The 18,655-nt window shown below is 68.3% G+C and carries 13 protein-coding genes; 3 read left to right on the forward strand and 10 right to left on the reverse strand.

The annotated features are described in order from the left end of the window. Positions 1–284 precede the first annotated feature (284 nt). The 5 genes from RM25_RS11390 to RM25_RS13340 form a co-directional block, all read right to left on the reverse strand. Positions 285–1,139, reverse strand: coding sequence for an aldo/keto reductase (locus RM25_RS11390; protein WP_044636513.1), 855 nt, complete (start codon positions 1,137–1,139; stop codon positions 285–287). A 207-nt stretch (positions 1,140–1,346) separates the two neighbouring features. Beyond that, the gene (locus RM25_RS11395) at positions 1,347–2,390 is read right to left on the reverse strand and encodes a chromosomal replication initiator protein DnaA (RefSeq protein ID WP_044636514.1); all 1,044 of its coding nucleotides are present in this window, start codon (positions 2,388–2,390) and stop codon (positions 1,347–1,349) included. Positions 2,391–2,699: 309 nt separating this feature from the next. Then, positions 2,700–4,481 (reverse strand): glycoside hydrolase family 13 protein, encoded by a 1,782-nt coding sequence (locus tag RM25_RS11400; protein ID WP_052809221.1) that lies wholly within the window; start codon positions 4,479–4,481, stop codon positions 2,700–2,702. 64 nt (positions 4,482–4,545) lie between these two features. Then, on the reverse strand, positions 4,546–5,151 hold the full coding sequence (locus RM25_RS11405) for a hypothetical protein (protein ID WP_055344933.1): 606 nt from the start codon (positions 5,149–5,151) through the stop codon (positions 4,546–4,548). Positions 5,152–5,423: 272 nt separating this feature from the next. After that, positions 5,424–5,552, reverse strand: a complete 129-nt coding sequence (locus RM25_RS13340) for a hypothetical protein (protein ID WP_257009035.1) — start codon at positions 5,550–5,552, stop codon at positions 5,424–5,426. Positions 5,553–5,663: 111 nt separating this feature from the next. Here RM25_RS13340 and RM25_RS11410 point away from each other — a divergent pair, with 111 nt between their 5' ends. Beyond that, positions 5,664–7,610, forward strand: a complete 1,947-nt coding sequence (locus RM25_RS11410; protein ID WP_044636516.1) for a solute carrier family 23 protein — start codon at positions 5,664–5,666, stop codon at positions 7,608–7,610. Positions 7,611–7,708: 98 nt separating this feature from the next. On the opposite strand, the gene RM25_RS11415 is transcribed toward RM25_RS11410, so the two are convergent. Then, positions 7,709–8,704 carry an alpha/beta hydrolase gene (locus RM25_RS11415; protein WP_218915920.1) on the reverse strand — a complete coding sequence of 332 codons (996 nt, stop codon included), beginning with the start codon at positions 8,702–8,704 and terminating at the stop codon, positions 7,709–7,711. A 483-nt stretch (positions 8,705–9,187) separates the two neighbouring features. Here RM25_RS11415 and RM25_RS11420 point away from each other — a divergent pair, with 483 nt between their 5' ends. Then, the gene (locus RM25_RS11420) at positions 9,188–10,855 is read left to right on the forward strand and encodes a class I adenylate-forming enzyme family protein (RefSeq protein WP_044636517.1); all 1,668 of its coding nucleotides are present in this window, start codon (positions 9,188–9,190) and stop codon (positions 10,853–10,855) included. A 140-nt stretch (positions 10,856–10,995) separates the two neighbouring features. Here RM25_RS11420 and RM25_RS11425 read toward each other — a convergent pair whose 3' ends face one another. Both RM25_RS11425 and RM25_RS11430 read right to left on the reverse strand, forming a co-directional pair. Beyond that, the gene (locus tag RM25_RS11425) at positions 10,996–12,444 is read right to left on the reverse strand and encodes a catalase (protein ID WP_044636518.1); all 1,449 of its coding nucleotides are present in this window, start codon (positions 12,442–12,444) and stop codon (positions 10,996–10,998) included. Positions 12,445–12,548: 104 nt separating this feature from the next. Further along, entirely contained in the window at positions 12,549–13,466 is a 918-nt protein-coding gene (locus RM25_RS11430) for a Dyp-type peroxidase (protein WP_013162208.1), read from the reverse strand. Positions 13,467–13,997: 531 nt separating this feature from the next. On the opposite strand from RM25_RS11430, the gene RM25_RS11435 reads away from it, so the two are divergent. Further along, positions 13,998–15,950, forward strand: a complete 1,953-nt coding sequence (locus RM25_RS11435) for an ABC1 kinase family protein (protein ID WP_052809222.1) — start codon at positions 13,998–14,000, stop codon at positions 15,948–15,950. 466 nt (positions 15,951–16,416) lie between these two features. Here the strand turns inward: RM25_RS11435 and RM25_RS12125 are convergent, their stop codons facing one another. After that, positions 16,417–17,172: a PLD nuclease N-terminal domain-containing protein gene (locus RM25_RS12125; protein WP_052809223.1), complete on the reverse strand. Its 756-nt coding sequence runs from the start codon at positions 17,170–17,172 to the stop codon at positions 16,417–16,419. An 83-nt stretch (positions 17,173–17,255) separates the two neighbouring features. Next, the gene (locus tag RM25_RS11445) at positions 17,256–18,512 is read right to left on the reverse strand and encodes a chloride channel protein (protein WP_013162211.1); all 1,257 of its coding nucleotides are present in this window, start codon (positions 18,510–18,512) and stop codon (positions 17,256–17,258) included. Between the last annotated feature and the right edge of the window lie 143 nt (positions 18,513–18,655).

Here is an 18,655-nt window from a genome sequence, read left to right on the forward strand (position 1 = left end):
CCGCCACGTGGGGTCGCCCAGCTAGCGCGACGGGCCGGGCTTCCGGCCACGCGTGCTCCCATGGCGCCCCCACGTCGCGGCGACACATCTACTGGGACGCTATAGCGGCGTTGGGGCAGCGTCAACGGATGGACGACGCCCGTCGGCAGATCAGCCGCGGGGACTCTCCGGGCACCCGGCGCCTCGGCCTCCCCAGGAAAGCTGTTGGGTGGTCAGTTGTGCGGCTATGACGCCGCACAACTGACCAGCTTGGGGGTTCCCCAGCCGGCGCCCGGGCGCGACGCTTACTTGCCGCTGTACACGGGGAACTTGGTGTACTTGCCGTAGTCCGTCTGGTCGAGCCCGCGCAGCGTGGCCATGTCGTCGTCCGAGATCACGAAGTCGACCTGCGCGTTGGCGCGCATGTGGTCGGGGTTGGCGGTCTTCGGCAGCGGCACGGTGCCCAGCTGCAGGGCGTAGCGGATCGACAGCTGCGGCACGGTGACGTGGTTGTCCTCGGCGATGTCGCGCACGCGCTCGTTGCCCATCATCTCGCCGTGGGCCATGGGCGAATAGGCCTCCACGAGGATGTCCTTCGACGTGCAGTAGTCGATGAGTTCCTGGGGCGTATTGCCGATGTGCACCAACAGCTGGTTCACCTGCGGCGCCACCTGGGCCGAACCCAGGATGTTGTCGACGTCCTCCTTCAGGAAGTTCGAGATGCCGATCGAGCGAACCTTGCCCTCGTGGTGGGCCTTCTCCAGCGCACGCCATGCCTCCCGGTTGCCCTCGTCGTAGTTGCCGCCGCGGAAGTCGTTCCAGGGCTGCGGGCTGTGGATCATCATGAGGTCGACGTAGTCCAGGCCGAGCTTGGCCAGCGAGCCGTCGATCGCGGCAACCGCCTGGTCGAAGTCCTTGATCTCGGCGGCCAGCTTGGTGGAGACGAACAGTTGGTCACGGGCGACATCGGCGGTGCGCACGCCCTCGCCGACGCCCTGCTCGTTGCCGTAGGCCTGGGCGGTATCGATATTGCGGTAGCCGATCTGCACGGCATCACGCACCGCCTGGGCGGCCCGGTCATCGTCGATGAACCATGTGCCCAATCCGAGCTTGGGGATCTTCTCGCCATTGGACAGGTCAAATGTCTCGTTCAGGATCATGGTTCGCATTCCTTCTTCTTGGGGTTTCTGGCTCGTGAGGGCGTATCTGGGCTTGTCAGGGTCTAGTTGGTCGGGGAACTGGCGGCGTGCCGGACGCGACGAGTGCGCGCGTCGGCAGGTGCTCGCGTCGACTGGCAGGGACGTCACGGGGGTGCGCGCCTCCACCAGCATCAACCACGCGGACGCGCCACATCATCCCCGGCGCGCTCACTGGGCCTGCCAATGGGGCAGGAACTCACCGTCGGCCTTGCGGCAGGTCACTGCCGTGCCGTCGCTGGCGGTGCCCGTGGAGCCCTCGTCCAAGCAGATGCCGCCCACCTTCGTGGACCCCACCTGGCTGGTGGCCTGCGACCAGGCGCTGCCGATCGGATTGCCGCCCGTGACGGTGACCGTCGGGCCGGGCGCGGTCGTGGTGGTGGTCACCGGGGGTGCCGTGACGGTGTTGGTCGTCGTGGTGGTGGCGGTCACCGTGGGCGAGGGCGACGACGATCCGCCCAGGCCCACCGCCCCCACGACGGTGCCGACGACCAATGCGAGGATCACGAGCAGCACCCACACGATGCGGCGTCCGGTCTTGTTGGACCCGCCGTTGCCCTGCGGCTCGGGGCCGGTGGGCTCCTGGTAGCCGGTGCCCGGATAGTTCGGTGGGCCGGGATAGTCGGGGCCCGACGGATAGCCGCCCCGGCCGGAGTAGTTCCCCCGGTCGGAATACTGTGCGCCGCCGTAACCCGCACCGGCCTCGACGCCGGGCAGCACCTTGGTGGGTTCCGGGCCGCCCTGCGAGGACGACGCCCGGTAACCCTCGGAATAGGGGTCATCGCGATAGCCACTGCGGTAGGGGTCACCCGGGTAGCCGGCGGCGCTGAGCGGGACGGTCGGATCGGCCGGTTGGCCATTGACCGGCCCGGAGAACGGACGCGTCGGCTCATCCGAAGGCAGGCTCACCGTCGGATCAGCCGGATAACCATTCACCGGCCCCGAAAACGGACGCGTCGGCTCATCCGAAGGCAGGCTCACCGTCGGATCAGCCGGATAACCATTCACCGGCCCCGAAAACGGACGCGTCGGCTCATCCGAAGGCAGGCTCACCGTCGGTTCGTTCGGCGCGGGGATGTACACCGTCGGCTCGGCATCGTCGTTCGACGGATCCCGTCCACCCACCGGCGGGAGCTGCATGGTGCGCTCCACGTCGGTCTCGTCATCGCGGCGACGATGACGCGGATCGTGATCCCGCGGCGTCCCCTGCGTCATCGCGTTCCCCCATGTCTCGGATTGCCTGATGCCCTTCGCTGGCACTGCGCACCGCGGCGTGGCCTCCGCCCGTGGCGTGGCCCCTTGCGTGCGGTGCGCACCCCACCACTCTAGGGACGGCCGGGGAAGCCGCGCCTGTGGCGAGGGTCGCAGGAAACCCTGAAATGCCTTGATCCCGGGACCCGACCGGGGACGGCGGTGCACCGGACAAGACACGCGTTAGGGTGTGCCATCCACGATGCAGATGACTCATATGACGTGATGGACTGGGGATGAGCGGGTATCCGGGCCGCGCACCACGCCGCCCGCTCACCCAACCAGCAGCCACACGCAGCGATCGGGCTGCAGCTGGCCGTCGATCACCGATCCGGGGCTGCTCTCGAGCAGCAGGGCCCGGTCGCGCGTCGCCTGATCCCCCGACGCCTGGTCACCCAGCACGTGGTCTCCCAGCGGCTGGGGTGAGCGCGACATGTTCACCACCACGCGCACCTCGCCATTGGTGAAGTCGAGCACGCCCGGGTCCGCCTCGTTCCAGTGCATCCTGCCGGTACCCAGCCGATGGGTGCGCCGCAGGTCGATCGCCGCGCGGTACATCTCCAGCGTCGATCCGGGATGTCCGCGCTGCTCGTTGGCCGCGTAATCGGCGAAGCTGGCCGGTTGGGGCAGCCAACTCCTGCCCGAGGGGCTGAACCCGAAGGCGGGCGCCCCCGAGTCCCACGGCAACGGCACGCGGGCACCATCACGTCCGATCACGGCACCGGCGGTGCGCAGGAACTCCGGGTCCTGGCGCACCTCGGGCGCAAGGTCGGTGACCTCCGGCAGGCCGAGCTCCTCGCCCTGGTAGAGATAGGCGCTGCCGGGCAGCGCAAGCATGCCCAGCGTGGCGGCCCGGGCGCGCGACAGGCCCAGTTCGTCGTCGGGCTTCGGGTCGTCGGGGCCGATCCCATTGGTCCAGCTGGGGGCCGGGGCCCCCTGGTCGGACGCCGGCACGGGATATCCCAACCGGGATGCGTGGCGCACCACATCGTGGTTCGACAGCACCCACGTGGTCGTGGCGCCGACCGCATCATTGGCGCCCAAGGCGTCGTCGATCGCGTGGCGCACCGCCCCCGCGTCCCAACCGGCCATCAGGTAGCCGAAGCTGAATGCCTGCTGCATCTCGTCGGGACGCACGTACAGCGCGCGTCGCGTGGCGTCGGCCACCCAGGCCTCGGCCACGAGCATGCGGTCGCCGCCGAAGCCCTCGAGCACCCGGTGCCAGCCGCGGTAGATGTCGTGCACGCCGGGCTGGTCCCAGCGCGGATCATCAAGGCGCGACAGGGCGTCATGCTCGCCGGAGGCCACATCGGGCAGGCCCTGCTGCTTCACCAGGCCGTGTGCCACGTCGACGCGGAAGCCGTCGACGCCACGGTTCAACCAGAAGCGCAGGATGTCCTGGAACTCGTCGATCACCTCGGGGTTGTCCCAGTTGAGGTCGGGCTGGCCGGCGTCGAACAGGTGCAGGTACCACTGGGGATTCGCCGTGCCGTCGTCGACGCGCGTCCAGGCCGGCCCGCCGAACTGCGAGGGCCAGTTGTTGGGCGACAACTCGCCGTGCTCGCCGCGTCCGTCACGGAAGACATAGCGGTTGCGCTCGCGGCTGCCGGGCGCCGCGGCGAGGGCCGCGGTGAACCACACGTGCTTGCTGCTGGTGTGGTTGGGCACCAGGTCGATCACCACCCGCAGTCCGCGTTGGTGCGCGCCGGCCAGCAGCGCGTCGAAGTCATCAAGGGTGCCGAACAGCGGATCGACGTCACGGTAATCGGCCACGTCATAGCCGGCGTCGGCCTGCGGCGAGGGGAAGAACGGACTCAGCCACACCGCGTCGACGCCCAGCGCCTCCAGGTCGCCCAGGTGTTCGCGCACACCACCCAGGTCGCCCATGCCGTCGCCATCCGAATCGGCGAAGGAACGCGGATAGACCTGGTAGATCACCGCGTCGCGCCACCACGCCTTCGATGGGTCCGCCACGGATTGCCGGGCCACGGGCTGCTTGCCCGCAGATTGCCGGGCGGTGGGACGCCCGTTCGAACCTGCTGATGGAGTGGACATACTCACGGTCACTTCCTGATGGACGCCTGGACAGCCACACTAGCCGCGGCACCCAGCAGCAGCGTCAGGGCGTGGGCGAGGGGACGGCCGCAGAGGCCGGGGCACCCTTGGCGGGTGAGGATGCCGGCGCGGAGGGCTCGGCGTTCTCCTCGGGCGTGGGAGTGGGCGTCGGCGTCTCATCGACGTTGAGCGTGCCCATCACCTTCCACTCGCCACCCTGCTCGGCCATCACGGCGGCGTAGGGGGTGGCGGCAGCGCCCGGCGTGAGCACGTCAACGCGCATCACGGCGGTCTTGTCGTCGATCTTGCGCCACGACGAGGGGTCGGGCGAGATGGTGGCGTCCGGCGGCAGAGCCGTGCCCGGATCCACGTCGAAGTAATGGCGCACCTGCGCCGACACCTGGCCCTCGGCCGGTGAGGACGGCGTGTCCTGACCAGCCCTCGGAACCGGCGCCTGGCCGTTGCCACTGGCGTCGACGCTCTGGTCGCCGCCCGATGCGTTGCTCGCGGGCTCAAGGGTGAGCAGCTGCTCGGCGGTCATGCCGGCCGCCACCGGACGCGATTGCGCCGTGCCGGGCCCCACGGATCCGGCAACCCAGGCGGCGGAGACCCCGACGACGGCAGCCACTGCCACGCCGGCCCACACGAACCTGGCCTTGAACTTCCTCATGACGCTCGCCCGCATCGCGGGACCGGGCCCTCGGCGACGAGCTCCGTCACGGCATGCCCGACGCGCACAGCACCCACGCGGGACACGAGGTCACCGTGGAGGTTCTGGGAGCAAGGACACATGACACACAGCTTAATCCATTTTTGTGGGTTTATACTCGTCGACTTTGCGCTGACGGCCATCCTGCGCCGGGCAGCTACATCCATCCTGATGCACCTGTGATCAGCGCGGGAACCCGTCCGCGGCACCCGGGCACCCCGAAAGATGCCGGATCAGGGCGCTGACAAGGCCGTCCACCCGGCCGGACGCTGCGTGGGCAAGCCTGCGGACACCTGGGTGAACACCCGGGTGAACAACTGTGCCACCCCCGTCACCGCCCACTGCTTGATCTGCTGCGCCACCCTTACATGGCCCGCCATCGGCCGTCGGGGGTGCCCGTTTGGCAAGCGGGCGTGCACCCGGCGCGCGGTGGCGAGACAATGACTCGTCCATTCGATCCAGGAGCCCTGTCCATGTCATTGACCGCCACCGCGCCAACCGTGAAAGATCCGGTTGACCGGGTGCCACCCATACCCAAACTCACGATTCTCGGCCTGCAGCATGTGCTGGCCTTCTATGCCGGGGCGGTGATCGTTCCGCTGGTGATCGCCCAGGGCCTGGGGCTTGATTCGGCCACCACGATTCACCTCATCAACGCCGACCTGTTCACCTGCGGCATCGCCTCCATCATCCAGTCGGCAGGACTGGGACCGAAGATCGGGGTGCGTATGCCCCTGCTGCAGGGCGTCACCTTCACCGCCGTGAGTCCATTGATCGCGATCGGGTTGGCGGGTGGCGGTGGGGTCGGCGGCCTGGCCACCATGTACGGATCGATCATCGTGGCCGGATTAGCCACCTTCTTCGTGGCACCCTTCTTCGCGAAGTTGCTGCGCTTCTTCCCGCCCGTGGTCACCGGCACCCTGCTGACCATCATGGGCACCACGCTGCTGTCGGTGGCCGCCAACGACATCGTCTCGTGGGGCACCGCAGCCGCCAAGGCCGGCGGCAGCCCGGTCTCGGGCACCATGCGAGGGCTCATCTACGCACTGGGCACGCTGGCCGTGATCGTGCTGGTGCAGTGGTTGTTCAAGGGCTTCATGGCCACCATCTCGGTGCTCATCGGCCTGGTCGCCGGCACCATCGTGGCCGTCTTCCTGGGCGACGCCGACTTCTCGGGCGTCGGCCAGGCCGCCGCGTTCGGCGTCACCACCCCCTTCTTCTTCGGCATGCCGAAGTTCTCGGTGGGCGCCATCATCTCGATGCTCATCGTGATGGCGATCACCGCCGTGGAGACCACCGGCGACGTCTTCGCCACCGGTGAGGTGGTGGGCAAGCGCATCACCTCGAAGCACGTGGCCAATGCACTGCGGGCCGACGGCCTGGCCACCACCCTGGGCGGCGTGCTCAACTCGTTCCCCTACACCTGCTTCGCCCAGAACGTCGGCCTGGTGCGGCTCACCCGCGTGAAGTCGCGCTGGGTGGTCACGATGGCCGGCGCCATCATGATCGTGCTCGGCATCCTGCCCAAGGCAGGCGCCATCGTCGACGCGATCCCCACCCCGGTGATCGGCGGCGCGTCGCTGGCCATGTTCGCCTCGGTGGCCGTGGTCGGCATCCAGACCCTCGGCAAGGCCGACATGCACGACAACCGCAATGCGGTGATCGTGTCCACCTCGATCGGACTGGCCCTGCTGGTGACCCTCAAGCCCGACCTGGCCGGCATGGTGCCCAGCTGGCTGTCGATCTTCTTCGGCTCCGGCGTCACCTTCGGCTCGATCGTGGCGATCGTGCTCAACATCGCCTTCTTCCACATCGGCCCGCATCGCAGCCCCGACGTCGCCCGCTCGAAGAAGGGCCGCAATGTGAGCCTCGACCAGGTGAACCGGATGGGCAAGGACGAATTCGTCGACACCTTCGGTGAGCTGTTCAGCGGCACCACCTGGCCGGTGGAGAGCGCCTGGGAGCTGCGTCCGTTCAACTCCACCACCGAACTGCGCCAGGCCTTCGAGGACTCGGTGCTGACCGCCGAGCCGTCATGCCAGAAGGACCTGGTGCGCGGCTACTTCGACATTGCCGACCTGGTGAGCGACGAGAACGGCGACCTGCAGGCCCAGATCGACACCGGCTCGGTGGCGCTTGACCGCATGGACGATGTGCAGCGCCAGGAGGTGCGCGCCGCGTCGCACGCCTACCGCGACCGTTTCGACATGCCGATGGTGATCGCGGTGGAGAACCTGGCCAGCCGCGAACAGCTCGTGAAGGACGCCTGGCGTCGCGTCGAGCACTCGCCCGAGCTGGAGCGCCGCATCGCGGTGGCCCAGGTGGTGGCAATCGCCGACAACCGCTTCACCAAGCTGGTGGCCGACGCCAACCCGATCCGCAATGCCTGGAGCCGCAAGTTCGAGCAGCTGGACGAATAGCCCACGCGCAGAGCAGGGATAGGGGCGGATGAGGCACCGAAGACGGTGCCTCATCCGCCCCTATCGTCGTCCTGGGCAGAGCGCGCGGGTCGAACCGCTCAGTTCAGCTCGTCGAGGGACACCTGCAACCTGTCGAGCGTCTCGCGGTCGATGAGGTCGGGGGACTGCTGGGCCACCTGTGCGGGGCTGACCAGCAGGGACAGTTCGCCGTCCTGCACGGCCAGGGTCAGGGCCGGGGCGGCGGCGGCCATCACGTGCACGGCTCGCTCGTCGGCCACCAGGTTGCGCAACGGCATGTGCACCCCGAGGCGGCGTCGCAGCAGCAGGGTGTCGTAGCCGGGCTGGCTGCCGGCCAGTTCGACGTCCACGAACACCGTGTGCAGGAAGCGCACCGAATCGGCGAACCATTCGGCGGCGCCGGGCTCCACATTGTGGGCCTGTCCGCCCGAGCTGGCAGGCCTGGCCAGCGACAGCCCGTGGCCGCCCAACAGGTAGACGTGCGACTCGAAGGGCACCAGGTGTGAGTCGAGCTCGGCGATGAGGTCGAGGGTGTTGCGCACCGGCACCATCGGGTCGCCGCAGGTGGCGAAGACGAAGATCGGCGGGGTGTCGGGCGTGATGGCGCCCACCAGGTCGGGGATGCGCTGGCCCAGCGGACGCCCCATCTGCGCCATCGTCACCGGGTAGCCGAGCACCAGCGCATCGGGGGCCTCCTCGGCAATCGTGCCCAGCGCGAGCGCCAGGTGGCCGCCGGCCGAGAAGCCCGCACAGGCGATGCGGTGCGGGTTGATGCCGAACTCCTCGGCACCCGAGCGGATGCGCAGCAGGGCGGCGGTGGCGTCGGCAAGGCTCGCCTCGAAGGGGACGTCGGCACCCACCGCATAGCGCAGCACGAACGCATTGAAGCCCTCCGCCAGGTAGGCGGTGGCCACCGGCTCGGCCTCTCGTTCGGCGATCTCGAGATAGGCGCCGCCGGGCAGCACGAGCACCGCGGGGCGTGGCGGCATCGTCGGGTCCACCGCATGGGTGGTGGGGGCGTCGTCGAGGAGGTAACTGGTGAGGGTCGCGGTGTCGCTGAGGCTCTCGGTGGTCACGCGCATTTTCGCTCCTTGTTCAACAGCCGGGGGTTCGTCGTACCCGTCATTCTCACAACCGGTGATCCTGCGGGGGCCCGTGGTGGTGAATGCGCTTGCCAGCGTTCATCCCTCCGGTGCGCGCCCCCGGCCCGACGGCGGGCGGATCAGCAGCCCACCGGCAGAACTTTACCGGGATTTCGCCGCCAGCAGAGCTGGCGGATCACCGCTGTGTGAGCGTCGCAGGAGGTTCCGCGGCGGAGGTCCATGCCACGAGTGCAACCCCACCGTGCGCCCTTCGCGGACGATGGACAGCTGCTCGTCGAAACCTACGTTCGCGTAACTTGGATGTCGGGACCGCCACCTGTGGCGACCACCCCGATGATGACGACAACACGACGCAAACCAGGCCATGCTGCCCGCCCGGCCCGCCGCGACCCAGCGGGCCGGGCGGGCGATGAGCGCCGGGACGCCTCCCGGCAGCGGCTGGCCAAGGAGATCCCCATGAACGAAAGCCTCGACGCACTGCAACCCACCATGTTCCGCGAGGTGTTCGAGCACCACTTCACCTGGGCGTCCGGATTCGAGCGCAATATCCACCGCTATGCCGATCGCCCTGCCATGACCGACCTGCCCAGCGGGCGCCACTGGACCTACGCCGAGCTGGGACGCGACACCGGCCGGCTGGTCGCGGGGCTCGCGGCGCGCGGCGTCGGCAAGGGCGACCTGGTGGCCTACCAGCTGTACAACTGCCCCGAGTTCGCGATGCTCTACATTGCCGCCCAGGGCCTGCGCGCGGTGAGCTCGCCGTCCAACTTCCGGTTGGCGGCCGGCGAGCTCGCCCACGTGTTCGACCAGACCCGGCCCAAGGTGTTCGTCTACGACGTGAGGCTGGCCGATCAGGTGGCCCACGCGCTGGAACTGGCCGACTTCAACCCGCAGACGTTGGCCGGCGTCGGCTCCGGTGAGCTGCTGCCCGGCGCGATCCGCTTCGACGAACTGCTCGCTGACGAGGCGCCCAGCTTCCACGCCCCCGACGACGCGTCCACCTGGGACTGGACCAGCCTGTTGTTCACCTCGGGCACCACCGGCATGCCGAAGCCGGTGCCGCTGACCAGCCTCAACGAAGTGCTCACCGCCCACGACGTGATCATGCACTTCCCGCTGAATGCCCACGAATCGACGCTCAATATGTCACCGTGGTTCCACCGCGGCGGCAACTACTGCGCCGGACCCAACACGATGTTCTACCTGGGCGGCGAGGTGGTGATCATGCCGAAGTTCGACGCGGACGCGGTGCTCGACACCATCGCCGAGCGCGGACTCGCCTATGTGGTCGGCGCCCCCACGAACCTCGAGCGACTGGCCGACGCCCAGGAACGCAGGCCGCGCGACCTCAGCTCGCTGTCGGGCATCGTCACCATGGGCGCCCCACTGGAGAGGGCCGCCGCCCTGCGCTACCAGCGCGTGCTCAGCCCCCGCATCGCCAACGGGTACGGCACCACCGAGGGCTTCTGGAACACCTACCTGCGTCCCTACGACCTGCCGGAGGGCTCCGGCACCGCCGGGCATGCCTGCCTCGACGACGATGTGGCGGTGGTCAGGCTGTTCGACGACCGCACCGCCGCCCCCGATGAGTTGGCCGCCAAGGACAACAAGGAGGTGGGTGAGGTGGTGATGCGCACTCCGAAGGCCGGTTACACGTACCTCGGTCACGACGCCGAAGCGGCTGAGAAGTTCCGCGACGGCTGGATCTATCCCGGCGACCTGGCCACCTGGGACGAGACCGAGACACTGACCATCGTCGGACGCAAGGACGACATGGTGATCTCGGGCGGCGAGAACGTGCATCCCGTGCAGGTGGAGGAGATCCTGGACGCCGACGATCAGGTGGTCGACAGCCTGGTCACGGGCCTGCCCGACAAGGAATGGGGCCAGGTCGTGGTGGCCTATGTGGTGCCCGAGCCCGGTGCCTTCACCGACCACCAGCAGGCCGCGCGCCACCTCGACCGGCTGTGCCGTGACGCCGCCACCCTGGCCAACTACAAGCGTCCGCGCCTGTATGCCTTCGTTGACGCATTGCCGATGACCGCCACTGGCAAGAAGCAGCACTACAAGCTGCACGAGCGCACCACCGCCGACGCCGCGAAGGGATTGTTCGTGCGCCCATAGCCCTCGCCGGCGTGAAACTGGTGGCACCCACCACCACTCGGGCAATAAAGCAGTCCCGCCCACCGATCACGTGGATCGGCCGGCGGGACTGTTGTGTCACATCAGCTCAGGCCATCGCGGGCACATGCCCTTGGGCGTGCTCAGATGCGTCCGGCGATATCGGCACCCACTTCGGCGTCGATCTTCGTCCAGTATTCGACGATGCGGCTGCGCACCGGCTCCACCACATCGGTATTCACGATCTGGTCGACGATCGTATTCACCAATTGGGCCCGGTCCTCCTCGCTGAACACATCGCGCACCAGCGCATGGGCCTGGCCGAAGTCGTCGTCCGACGAATGCAGCGTGGCCGAGGCACGCACCAGGTCGCCATCGGACTCCCACGAGTCCTCGGCCCGGCCGCCACCCTCGGCCCACGGACGTCCCGCCGAGTTGGGCGCATAGACCGGCGCTGCCCCCGAATGGTCGAAGCGCATGTGGCCGTCGAAGGTGTACGCGTTGGTCGGGATGACCGGGCGGTTCACCGGCAGCTGCTCGAAGTTCGCCCCGATGCGGTTGCGCGCCGCATCGTTGTAGGCGAACACGCGGCCCATGAGCATCTTGTCGGGCGAGATGCCGGTGCCCGGCACGTAGTTCGACGGTGAGAAGGCGGCCTGCTCGATCTCGGCGAAGAAGTTGTCGGGATTGCGGTCGAGCGTGAACCGACCCACATCGATCAGCGGGTAGTCGCCGTGCGGCCACACCTTCGTGAGGTCGAACGGATTGAACCGGTACTCGCGGGCATCGTCGTAGGGCATCACCTGCACCTTGACGTCCCAGCTGGGGAAATCACCATCGGCGATGGCGTCGAACAGGTCCTGACGATGGAAGTCGGCATTATCGCCGGCGATCTCAGCAGCCTCCGCAGCCGTCATGTTCCGCACGCCCTGCGCGCTGATGAAGTGGTACTTCACCCAGAACAATTCGCCGCCAGCATTGATCCATGAATAGGTATGCGACGAATAGCCGTTCATTTCACGCCAGGTGGCCGGAAGGCCACGCGGCCCCATCAGATATGCCACCTGGTGGGCAGATTCGGGCGACAGCGTCCAGAAGTCCCACTGCATATTGGGGCTGCGCAGGCCAGAATCAGGAAGCCGCTTCTGCGACCGAATGAAATGCGGGAACTTCATCGGATCGCGCATGAAGAACACCGGCGTGTTGTTGCCGACCATGTCGAAGTTTCCCTGCTGGGTGTAGAACTTCAACGCGAAGCCGCGCACATCGCGCCAGGTGTCGGGCGATCCCTGCTCGCCGGCCACGGTGCTGAACCGGGCCAGCATCGGGGTGCTGCGGCCCGGCTGCAGGAAGTCGGCCTTCGTATAGGCGGTGACGTCGCCGGTGACGGTGAAGGTGCCGAAGGCGCCGGAGCCCTTTGCATGGGGGCTGCGCTCGGGCACGCGTTCACGGTTGAAATGGGCCAGGGTCTCAACCAGATGCACATCATGCAGTGCAATGGGGCCGTCCGCACCGACAGTGAGCGAGTGCTCCTCGCTCGCCGCCGGGGCACCGTTCTCCTGGGTGGGGCTGGCTTTCGGATCGATAGGCATGGGTCTCCTTGCGACTCGGTGCTTCGATGGCTCGTTGCCATTGCCCCCATTCTTGCCGACAGCCTGTCGCGATCAGGTGGTGGGGCCGAAGAATCGCCGCAGTTTCACTCCTCGGATAAATCTGGACGGTAGGGGTCCAGCTGCTCCACCGAGGGCAGGTAGTAGTAGCCGCCGGTCTCAGGATGGCTGTAGAAGGTGAGCGCGTCGCGCAGGCCGTCGACGCCGGCCATCTGGTCGAGCATCTTCTGCATCACGTCCGAGCCGGCACCGATGCCGACGAACATCGTGCCGTGGGCGCTGGCGGTACCGAAGGCGGTGTTGCGACGCAGGATGTCACCCAGGTCATCCTGATCGGTGCGGGCAATGTGCGAGCTCGGGGGCTTCGGGTCAAATTCGGCGTCGGTCTCCTTGGTGCGTCCGATGACCCTTTCCTGGTCGGCCACCGGAAGGGACTCCCAGGCCTGCACGTCATGGGGCCAGCGCTGCAGCAGCAGCACACTGCCACCTGCGGCGGGGCCGTCGGGCACCTGCACGACGCCCGGCAGCTGCGACAGGTGCGGGTTCTCGGTGCCGTCGACGAAGCCGGTGAGGTCGCGGTGGTGGTGATAGACCCAACCCTCGGTTTCGTCGGCCAGCGTGGCCCACGTCGACACGGCGTTGATGAGCGTGCGGCTCAGGTCGAACACCGCGTCCTGCGCGCCGCCCTGCACCCAGATCGCCACATCATGCTGAGTGGCGGGCATCGTGAAGTCATCGAGACCGCGCAGCGGGCGGTTGAAGCCCGCCAGGCCGGGCAGCACGTGCTCGGGCACCAGCTTGGCCCACATCTCGGGTCGGAAGCCGACCACGGCCATGCTGCCGGCGCCGGTCACCAGGCTCTCATCAAGCGCGCCGACGACTCCCCTGAGCACCTCAGTTGAGGCGTCCACGGTGAGGTCGAACTCGAGATAGGCGTGATGGGTGGTGCCGAAGGCCAGGATTCCGGGCTGTGGCGCTCCGATGGGTGCAGATTCAGTGGGCATGCACCCATCCTAGAAAAGACGCGGCCCCCGCGCTGCGGCGCAAGTCCGTGGAGCGACCACATCGGCCGGGCGGGCAACGCGACAGCCGGGGCCGGCGAGCACCGTCACCCGTTGTGGGGCGGTGCCACTTGCTGCGGAGGTTCTTTGCGCATCTGGGCTACCTTGCCGGAACCCATAAGCAGGGGGGTGCTTCTCCACGAGAAATGCCCCTCGCTAGGGTGTTCCCAGGATCACCAACCTGTGCACGCAATCGCCCGCGGACACATCCTCGACGATCCCTGAACCCCCGGCATGAAGGTTTGGCTCGACTTTCGCGCCGGGACGATGGTTCTGGGGCGATGACCTGGAAAGTCGATCAGCGTCGATCGGCCAAGGGAGGGGCGGGTCTTCACGATCCGCTCCTCCTGCAAGGCCCCTGCGTCAACCGGGCACGGTTTCCCGGCAGCCCACCGCGCGCCGGGACGGGGCGAACACCGACCCCACCAGCGGTTTTACCGCCCGTAACCCTGTTTTGATGGCAATGTGTCCGATATGCCCGCACCCATCCTGGAACTGCTCGTCCTCGCGCTGCTGGCGGTGGCGATGGCGGAGGTGGCCAAGCGCATCATCACCGGAGTGAGCTTCGTGCGCCGCTTCGTGGCGTCGCTGTTGGTGTTCCTGCTGACGCTGCCGGCCGGCACCTGGGTGATGGAGCAGACCCGCATCGTGACGCCCGACGGCACCCTGCAGGTGAGCTGGCCCATCTTCCTGCTGGTGATGGTGCTGTGCTTCGTGTGGGTGTTCGCCGCGGCCCTCACCGGACTGGTGGTGCTCGAGATGGTGCTGCCCAGCGGGTCGATGCCGTCGCCGATCCAGTCGGCGCGCGACATCCGGATGGCGCTGCGCCGTCACCGCCGCTACCTGCAGCTCGGCTGGATCGCCATGAGTTCCGGGCTGTGGAAGGCGCTGCGCAAGGGCCCCGATTCGCCCGGTTTCGGCGAGGCCCTGGTGAAGATGCTCAACCGCTCGGGCGTCACCTTCATCAAGCTCGGCCAGGTGCTGTCGACCCGTCCCGACGTGCTGCCGAACACCGTGATGACCGCCCTCTCGTCGTTGTGGGACACCGCGGCCCCCGCCCCCGAGCAGAACATCCGCACCATGCTGCGCAGCCAGTGGGGCCGCGACCCGGAGGAGGTGCTCGGCAGCTTCGACGACACGCCCTTCGCCGCCGCGTCGATCGCCCAGGTGCACCGCGCCACCCTGAAGGACGGCACGGCAGTGGTGATCAAGGTGCAGCGTCCCGGCGCCACCGAGCAGGTGGTGGTCGATTCCGACATCCTGCTGCGCTTCACCCGGCTTGCCGAGCAGCGCTTCGCCTGGGCGCGCGCAATGGGCGTCGACGCCCTGGGACGCGGCATGACCAAGGCCCTCAAGGAGGAGCTCGACTACCGTCGCGAGGCACGCAACACGAAGGCGATCGCCGCCACGCTGGCCGACAACCCGGCGATCACCACGCCGGTGGTGGACGAGGAGCTGACGCGCGAGAAGGTGCTCGTGATGAGCCCGGTGAACGGCTCGTCGCTGGTCTCGAAGGTGGACACGCTCGACGACGACACCCGCCACGAGCTGGCGCGCACGCTGATGACCGCCACGCTGCAGGGCATCCTGGTGCACGGCATCTTCCACGCCGACCTGCATCCCGGCAACATCCTGCTGCTCGACGACGGGCGCATCGGCCTGCTCGACTTCGGTTCGGTGGGCGTGATCGACGCCGAGACCCGCCAGTTGATCGCCGCCCTACTGGTGGCCTTCGTGGCCGACGACAACTCGGCCGCCACCACCGCCGTGACCGCCGCCTTCGACGTGGGCGACGAGGTCGACCGGATGGCGCTGCAGCGCGACCTCGGGCGCGCGTTGACGCTGCTGACGCACACCGGCGACGAATCCGCCGCCACCCTCAACGAGTTCTTCACGGTGATGCGCGACTACCGCATCACCATTCCCGGTGACGTGGCAGGCGCCTTCCGCACCCTCACCTCGCTGGAGGGAACCCTCACCGCCCTGTCGGCCGACTACGGCCTGCTGGCCGGCGCCGAGGACGCCATGCCGTCGATCATCACCAAGTTGGCCGCCCCCAAGCAGCTGGCCATGATCGCGGCCACCACCACGATGACCTCGGCGCTGCTGGCGCGTCGCCTGCCCGCGCGCACCGAGCAGATCACCGACCTGCTGGCGCGTGGCCAGTACACGCTGAACACCCGGATGTTGTCGGATGACTCCGACCGGGAGTGGCTGCGTTCCCGCCTTGACGACGCGATGTCGTCACTGTTCGCGGCCGTGGCCGTGGTGCTCGCGGTGGTGTTCATCGTGATTCCCGGTGGGCCGGCCATCACGTCAACCCTCACCGGCTACGACCTGGCCGGTGCCGCCATCGGTTGCGTCGGGCTGGTGCTGATCCTGCGCCTGGTGGTGCGGCTATTCACCCGGTATTCGGGGCGCCCCTGATCGTTGCGGTGGATGTTGGCACCGCGCGCCTTCCGGGCCCGGGTCAGCGCAGATCCAGAAGATAGGGGCGGATAAAGCACGGTCTACGGTGCTTTATCCGCCCCTATCTTTGCGTCCGATCACGTGGGGTGGACGCCGGGTGCCCATCCGGGGCCGGCACTTCCACCACTAACTGGACAGTTGTGCGGCAATGACGCCGCACAGTTGCCCACCCAACGAGGTTTCGGGCGGGACGCGTCATGGCGTCGGACGACATGTTCGTGGCGCCTGGTCCGGCGCAGTTCGTCACTCAGTGGATGGTTGTGGTGATTAGACGCGTCGAAACCATCCACTTAAGGCCCGATCGGGCCGCATCCGCCCGGGTTTCGCCACGATCTGCACGCTAAGTGGACAGTTGTGCGGCAATGACGCCGCACAGTTGCCCACCTAACGGGGGGTTCGGGGCCAGGACGGGGACCAGCAGGAACTAGTTGGTGGTCTTGCCGGACGCGTCCGGCCCGTTGTCGGGCACCTGGGGGATGTCGGGGCGGGTGTCGCCGTCATCGGATGCCTCGTCGGCCCGGGGAGCAGCATCGGTCTGGGGAGCAGCTCCGCCCTGCGATGTCGGAACGATCGGCTCGGTCGGCTGATCGGCCGCGCCCTGCGCAGCCGCACTGTGGCCGGTGGCGTCCTGCGCGGACGCCTGACCAGCGCCGTCCTGACCCGCACTGTCCTGACCCGGCGCGAATCCCTGCGTTGCGCCATAGGCGGTGCCGGCGTCGAAGCGCTGGCCCTGGGTGGTCGCATACTTGGCGGCACCGGGCGCGGCCTGGCCGTCACCGAAGGCGCCGGTGCCATAGGGCGCCGCGTCGGCCGGCGGCTGCGCGGGAGCGGGTGCCGGCGCAGGGGCCGCGGGGGCCTGGGCCTGTTGCGGCTGGGTGGCGTAGGTGCCCGGAATCTGCTGCCCGTAGGGCGCCACCGCAGTGGGCAGCTGGCCGCCGTAGTACTCAATGGCGAGCTTGTTGCCCTCGGGGCGTCCCCACACAAACCAGCAGATCATGCCGATCAGGCCCGACGGCAACGCCGCCAGCGCCCACAGCGCCTTCATGCCGGGCGTCCAATTCCTTGAGGTGATGATGCTCACCAGGGTGATAACCCACAGGATTGCCGGGATCGCCAGGATGATGAGGAAGACACCGACGGAAATGCCGTCGAGGAAGTTCGTGTCCAAGGGAGTCAGCATGCAAGTGACATTACTGGCATGCCCGCGCCCCGGGGCGCCGACTCCCGGATCATTGGTTGCCGAAGTGCATATTCAGCCGGCGATCAGGCACCTGTCGGGCCCGGGCCGCGCCGACGAAGACGCCGCGCCAGACGCGGGAGCAACAGGTACAGCGCCCAGGTGAGTCCCACTCCCCAGGCCACCGCGCTGCTCGTGAACAGGCCCGAGCCGGTGAGTTCCAGGGCGAACATCGCCGAGAACATGGGGGAGCGTTGGGTGAGCGTCAGCACGCAGGCGGCGCCCACCACCGCCACCGTCACGCCCACCGCGGCGTCCACATGGCACCAGCCCATCAGCGCCATCGTGAGGGACGCACCCACCGCCAGCGACGGCGTCAGCACGCCACCGTTCGACCCGGCGCCGAAGCTCAGCAGGGTGGCGCCGAACTTGGCGACGCAGGCGATCAGCAGGGCGCCGGGCAGCAGACCACCCGTCAGCACGGTCTGCACGAGCACCTGGCCGTTGCCGGGGATCTGGGGATTCCACAGGCCGATGGCCGCCACCGCCACGGCCCCGATCGGCACCGTCCACCACAGCCGCCGGGTGTCGGGCTCGTGGGCCTTGATCCAGGCCAGCGCCCGCTGGAAGGCGAAGCCCACCACCAGCGCCACGACAGCGATCAGCGCCGCCCAGGCGTAGGCGTGCACATCGACGCGCACCTGCGGCATCACATAGGTGCGCGCCCGATGGTTGAACAGCCACGACACCGCGGTCGACAGTGCGGAGATGATGACGGCAACCGCCACCTGCCACCAGCCACGACGGGTGCGCAGGTTGGGCCGCACCACCTCCTCGAGTGCGTACAGGGCGCCAGCAAGCGGCACGTTGTACACCGAGGCCAGGCCGGCTCCTGCGGTGGCGGCGATCAACAGGCCGCGGGTGGCCACGTCCACGCGGAAGCGCCGGGCCAGGGCCTGGGCGGCGACGGCCGCGTACTGGCGGGGTGCCGGCTCGCGTCCCTGTGAGATGCCGGTGCCGACGATGAGCATCTGGGCGAAGGCGTCGAGCACCGTGGCCAGCGGCGGCAGGCGCTTGGTGCCGGTGGGGTCGGTGGAGGCGCCCTTGACCCCCACGAGGTTTCCGCCCGGACGTGGCCGGATGCGCATCCAGATGAGCCCGCAGGCCACTCCGCCGAGCAGGGCCACCAGCAGGCGACGCCACCATGGGGCGCCGGCCGGTCCGTTGGGTGATTTCGTGAAGTCGAAGCCGAATGCCAGGGTCTCGATGAGTCGGTTCGCCTCGGCGGTGAGTCCACCGATCACTCCCGCCACCACGCCGGCCACGACGATGAGCACCACCATCGTGGGCCACCGTGTGCGGTCGGTTCGGCCTGTCGACTCTCCGTTCATCGGGTTGCGGGTCCGCCACAACGGTGCCCGTCACGGCTGTGTTCATGCCGCCCGTGCCCGTGGCCACAGTGCGCATGACAACAGTCGGCAGCGCG

The sequence above is a fragment of the Propionibacterium freudenreichii subsp. freudenreichii genome (assembly GCF_000940845.1).
Lineage (GTDB): Bacteria > Actinomycetota > Actinomycetes > Propionibacteriales > Propionibacteriaceae > Propionibacterium > Propionibacterium freudenreichii.